The organism is Pseudomonas sp. Sample_20 (assembly GCF_004307585.1).
In the GTDB taxonomy this organism is placed as follows: Bacteria; Pseudomonadota; Gammaproteobacteria; order Pseudomonadales; family Pseudomonadaceae; genus Aquipseudomonas; species Aquipseudomonas atacamensis.
The window spans coordinates 1-5,044 of record NZ_RCOA01000084.1 but is presented as its reverse complement, the minus strand read 5'-3'; the positions used below and the strand labels follow the sequence as shown (position 1 = coordinate 5,044).

The 5,044-nt window shown below is 62.1% G+C and carries 6 protein-coding genes; 4 read left to right on the top strand and 2 right to left on the bottom strand.

What is annotated here, in order from left to right:
• Nucleotides 1-1,163: thiolase family protein (locus D8U70_RS18325; RefSeq protein WP_130929454.1), on the top strand; the 1,163-nt coding region annotated here is incomplete at its 5' end.
• Nucleotides 1,164-1,266: 103 nt separating this feature from the next.
• Here the strand turns inward: D8U70_RS18325 and D8U70_RS18320 are convergent.
• Complete coding sequence (locus D8U70_RS18320) at nt 1,267-1,458, bottom strand: DUF6316 family protein (RefSeq protein ID WP_122603652.1); 192 nt, start codon at nt 1,456-1,458, stop codon at nt 1,267-1,269.
• Nucleotides 1,459-1,666: 208 nt separating this feature from the next.
• Here D8U70_RS18320 and D8U70_RS18315 point away from each other — a divergent pair, with 208 nt between their 5' ends.
• A complete protein-coding gene (locus tag D8U70_RS18315) occupies nt 1,667-2,626 on the top strand; it encodes a DMT family transporter (protein WP_130929453.1) in 960 nt (319 codons plus the stop codon).
• A gap of 108 nt (nt 2,627-2,734) precedes the next feature.
• On the opposite strand, the gene D8U70_RS18310 is transcribed toward D8U70_RS18315, so the two are convergent.
• Nucleotides 2,735-4,129, bottom strand: a complete 1,395-nt coding sequence (locus D8U70_RS18310; protein ID WP_016770937.1) for a class II fumarate hydratase — start codon at nt 4,127-4,129, stop codon at nt 2,735-2,737.
• Nucleotides 4,130-4,320: 191 nt separating this feature from the next.
• Here D8U70_RS18310 and D8U70_RS18305 point away from each other — a divergent pair, with 191 nt between their 5' ends.
• Both D8U70_RS18305 and D8U70_RS18300 read left to right on the top strand, forming a co-directional pair.
• On the top strand, nt 4,321-4,836 hold the full coding sequence (locus tag D8U70_RS18305; protein ID WP_016770936.1) for a DUF2059 domain-containing protein: 516 nt from the start codon (nt 4,321-4,323) through the stop codon (nt 4,834-4,836).
• Between the two features lie 12 nt (nt 4,837-4,848).
• On the top strand, nt 4,849-5,044 hold a 196-nt coding region (locus tag D8U70_RS18300), incomplete at its 3' end, for a BolA family protein (protein WP_130929452.1).

The following is a 5,044-nucleotide window of genomic DNA, read 5'->3' as shown; positions in this document are numbered from 1 at the left end:
ACAGCGTGCGGACCGGCCTGGCCAAATCCTTTCGCGGCAAGTTCAACCAGACCCGCCCCGATGACATGGCGGCCCACTGCGTCAATGCGCTGCTGACCCGCAACGATATCGACCCGGCCAGCGTCGAGGACTGCATCGTCGGCGCCGGCTCCAACGAGGGCGCGCAGGGCTACAACATCGGCCGCAACGTCGCGGTGCTGTCGCGCCTGGGCACCGGCACCGCCGGCATGACCCTCAACCGTTTCTGCTCGTCGGGCTTGCAGGCGATTGCAATTGCCGCCAACCAGATCGCCTCCGGTTGCAGCGACATCATCGTTGCCGGCGGCGTCGAGTCGATCAGCCTGACCCTGAAAAGCGTCAACACCGATCACCTGATCAACCCGCTGCTCAAGCAACAGACTCCCGGCATCTACTACACCATGGGCCAGACCGCCGAAGTGGTGGCGCGCCGTTACGGCGTCAGCCGCGAGGCCCAGGATCGCTATGCGCTGCAAAGCCAGATGCGTACGGCCCAGGCTCAGGCTGCGGGTTTGTTCGATGATGAAATCGTGCCGATGGCGGTGAAATACCGCGTCGAGGACAAGAACAGCGGTGAAGTGCAGATTGTCGACGGCGTCGTCGAGCGCGACGACTGCAACCGCCCGGACACCACCTACGAAAGCCTTGCCGGTTTGAAACCGGTGTTCGCCGACGACGGTTCGGTGACGGCGGGCAATTCCTCGCAGCTGTCCGACGGTGCCTCGATGACACTGGTGATGAGTCTGGACAAAGCGCTGGAGCTGGGGCTCAAACCGAAAGCGTTTTTCCGTGGTTTCACCGTCGCCGGCTGCGAGCCGGACGAAATGGGCATCGGCCCGGTGTTCTCGGTGCCGAAACTGCTCAAGGCCAAGGGCCTGCAAGTGGCGGATATCGATCTGTGGGAGTTGAACGAGGCGTTCGCTTCGCAGTGCCTGTACAGTCGCGACCGGCTGGAGATCGACAACGACAAATACAACGTCAACGGCGGCTCGATTTCCATCGGCCACCCGTTCGGCATGACCGGCTCGCGCCAGGTCGGGCATCTGATCCGGGAATTGCAGCGGCGCAACCTGCGTTACGGCATCGTCACCATGTGCGTGGGTGGCGGGATGGGGGCGAGTGGGTTGTTTGAGGCGGTGCGCTAAAGGATTGGTTGCCTGTTCAGGCCCCTTCGCGAGCAGGCTCGCTCCCACAGGTGACGGTATTCCCCTATGGGAGCGAGCCTGCTCGCGAAGGCAGCGCCGCGGTTCAGCGGCTGGAACCCTGCCGCTGCATCCGCGCTATATAAGCCTGAATCTCCCGCTCGATCACCTGACTGTCATACGGCCCTTCAAGGGTATTTTCCCGGGTGCTGAAATACAGCTCGCCATTGACCCGACACACGCGGTCGCTACGAAAACGGGTGGCGGGGGCGCTGTCCTCGGCGCGCATGGCGTACATGTCGGTCTCCCTGATATGCGTTGAAAAGTCTGCAATCAGCTTATGCCTGAAGCACTTGGCCCGCTTGCCGGGCCGATCAACGGCGGCGCGCCGGTTTACTGCTGCGACCTGCACAGTTTCATTCGCGGCCTGGCGGTAACTGTCCCTGTGTTGCACGGGACAGGGCGCCTAGAATGCAGGCTCTTGTCAGCAGGCTTTTGGGGTTCGCATGCACATTTCATCGGGGCGCTGGGTGTACGGACTGTTCCTGGCGCTGCTGACCGCGTTTCTGTGGGGCATCCTGCCGATCAAGCTCAAACAGGTGTTGCTGGTGATGGATCCGGTCACGGTGACCTGGTTTCGTCTGATGGTTTCCGGCGGCTGCCTGTTCATTTATCTGGCGTCGGTCAAGCGCCTGCCAAGTCGCAAGGTGCTCGGGCCCAAGGGTGGCTGGCTGGTGCTGATGGCGGTGCTGGGGCTGGTCGGCAATTACGTGTTGTACCTGATGGGCCTCAACCTGCTCAGCCCCGGCACCGCGCAATTGGTGGTGCAAATGGGGCCGATCATGCTGCTGATCGCCAGTCTGTTCGTGTTCAAGGAGCGCTTCAGCATCGGCCAGGGCATCGGCTTGCTGGTGTTGCTGATCGGCTTTGGCCTGTTCTTCAATCAGCGCCTGGCCGAGCTGCTGACTTCGCTGTCCGACTACACCGCCGGCGTGCTCTTGGTGCTGCTGGCGTCGACGGTCTGGACCTTCTATGCGCTGGGCCAGAAGCAATTGCTGACGGTGTGGAATTCGTTGCAGGTGATGATGGTGATCTATCTCTTCTGCGGGTTATTGCTGACGCCGTGGGTGCATCCGCTGGAAGCGCTCAACCTGAGCCCGTTGCAGGGCTGGCTGTTGCTGGCGTGCTGCATGAACACCTTGATCGCCTACGGCGCATTCGCCGAAGCACTGGCGCACTGGGAAGCATCGCGGGTCAGCGCGACGCTGGCGATCACTCCGTTGGTGACGTTTGTGGCGGTGGCGATTGCGGCGCGGATCTGGCCGGACTTTGTGCATGCCGAGCAGATCAATGCGCTGGGCTATGGCGGGGCGGTGCTGGTGGTGCTGGGTTCGGCGCTGGTGGCGTTGGGGCCGTCGTTGATTGCCGGGCTAAGGGCGCGGCGGGCCAGGGTTGTGCCAGGCTGACGATCGGCGGCGCCTGTATTCGCGAGCAGGCTCGCTCCCACTTTGGAGTGCAATTTTCCTGTGGGAGCGAGCCTGCTCGCGAAGACGGACTTTCAGGCGCTATATGACTCAGCCCTTGGCGCCAGCCTCGATCATGTTCTCCGGGCGCACCCAGGCATCGAACTCTTCATCAGTCAGATAACCCAGCTGCAACGCCGCCTCGCGCAAAGTCAACCCTTCGCTGTAAGCCTTCTTCGCGATCTCCGCCGACTTGTCATAACCGATGTGCGGGTTCAGCGCGGTCACCAGCATAAGCCCACGTTCCAGATGCTTGGCCATGACCTCGGCATCCGGTTCGAGCCCGGCGATGCAGTGCTGCTGGAAGTTGCTGCAGCCGTCTCCCAGCAAACGGATTGATTGCAGCAGGTTGTGGATGATCACCGGTTTGAACACGTTCAACTGCAAGTGCCCCTGACTGGCGGCAAAACCGATCGCCACGTCATTGCCGAGCACCTGACAGGCGAGCATCGACAGCGCTTCGCACTGGGTCGGGTTGACCTTGCCGGGCATGATCGAGCTGCCGGGTTCGTTGGCCGGCAGCTTCACTTCAGCGAAACCTGCGCGAGGACCTGAGCCCAGCAGACGCAGGTCGTTGGCGATCTTCATCAAGGCCACGGCGAGGGTTTTCAGCGCACCTGACAGCGTTACCAGCGGTTCATGACCGGCCAGTGCAGCGAACTTGTTCGGCGCGGTGACGAACGGCAGACCGGACAGTGCTGCGAGTTCAGCGGCAATCGCCTCACCGAAGCCGTGCGGTGAATTCAAACCGGTACCAACGGCGGTGCCGCCCTGAGCCAGTTCGCAAACCGCCGGCAGCGCGGCACGAATCGCGCGCTCGGCATAATCCAGTTGCGCGATGAAGCCGGACAATTCCTGACCGAAGGTAATCGGCGTCGCGTCCATCATGTGCGTGCGCCCGGTCTTCACCAGTTTCATGTGCCGTGCCGCCAGTTCAGCAAGGCCGCCGGACAGCTCGGCAATCGCCGGCAGCAGTTGTTCCTGCACTGCTTTGGCGGTGGCAATGCTCATGGCGGTGGGGAAGCAGTCGTTGGAACTTTGCGAGCGGTTGACGTGATCGTTCGGGTGCACCGGCGACTTGCCGCCGCGCGGGTTGCCGGCCAGTTCGTTGGCGCGACCGGCGATCACTTCGTTGACGTTCATGTTGCTCTGGGTACCGCTGCCGGTCTGCCAGACCACCAGCGGGAACTGCTCGTCATGCTCGCCGGCGAGCACTTCATCGGCGGCCTGTTCGATCAGGCGGGCGATGTCGGCAGGCAGGTCGCCGTTGCGGTCGTTGACCCGTGCGGCGGCTTTTTTGATCAGGGCCAGGGCGTGCAGCACCGGTAGCGGCATGCGTTCCTGACCAATGGCGAAGTTGATCAGCGAGCGTTGCGTCTGAGCACCCCAGTAAGCGTCGTCCGGGACCTCGATCTGGCCCAGGCTGTCGGTTTCGATACGGCTCATCGTGCACACTCCTGTTGGTCTGTTGGCGCAATTTAGGCCGGCGTCGGCCCGGGTGGTTCCATCGGCTCGATTGTTGACCGCAAAACCCCGCCAATCAAGCGCGGCAAGGGCCGGGGGTTGAGCCACAGCGATTGTTAGGCGCAGAATGGTCGCCCTTGGGGTTCGACCTCGCTTTGCTTAAAGGAAACTCGATGACTCGTCTTCGCGCCATCTGTACCGCGGTTGCACTGGTTTGCGCCAGCGGCCAGGTGCTTGCCGATACCGCCAGCCACAACGCCAGTGCCGAAGCTTTCCTGACGCTGGCTCACGCTGACAAGCTGGGTACCCCGGTGTACATGCAAGTGCAGCAAATGTTCGCCCAGCGCTTTGAACAGACCAAAGCGCCTGAGTCGAAGAAAGCCGTGCTCGAAACCTACCAGGCCAAGGCCAACGCTGCACTGGACCAGGCCATCGGCTGGAACAAGCTCAAGCCCGACATGGTCAAGCTCTACACCAGCAACTTCAGCGAATCCGAGCTCAAGGATCTGGTTGCCTTCTACCAGTCGCCACTGGGCAAGAAAGTCCTGGAAAAAATGCCGCAGCTGACCCAGCAGTCGGCGCAGATGACCCAGGGCAAACTGGAAAGCGCGGTGCCAGTGGTCAACAAGCTGCTCGACGACATGACCAAAGAGCTGACCCCGGCCGCGGCGCCAGCCAAGAAGAAGTAAGCGGAGTTCGTGATGACCATGCAACAACGCATCGAATCGACGCTGGCTCTGTTACAGCCTGAGCACCTGCAAGTGCTGGACGAAAGCCACATGCACAGTCGCGGGTCACAGACCCACTACAAGGCGGTGGTGGTCAGCGCGCAGTTCGAAGGCCTGAACCGGGTCAAGCGCCACCAGAAAGTCTACGGCACGCTCGGCGAGCTGATGG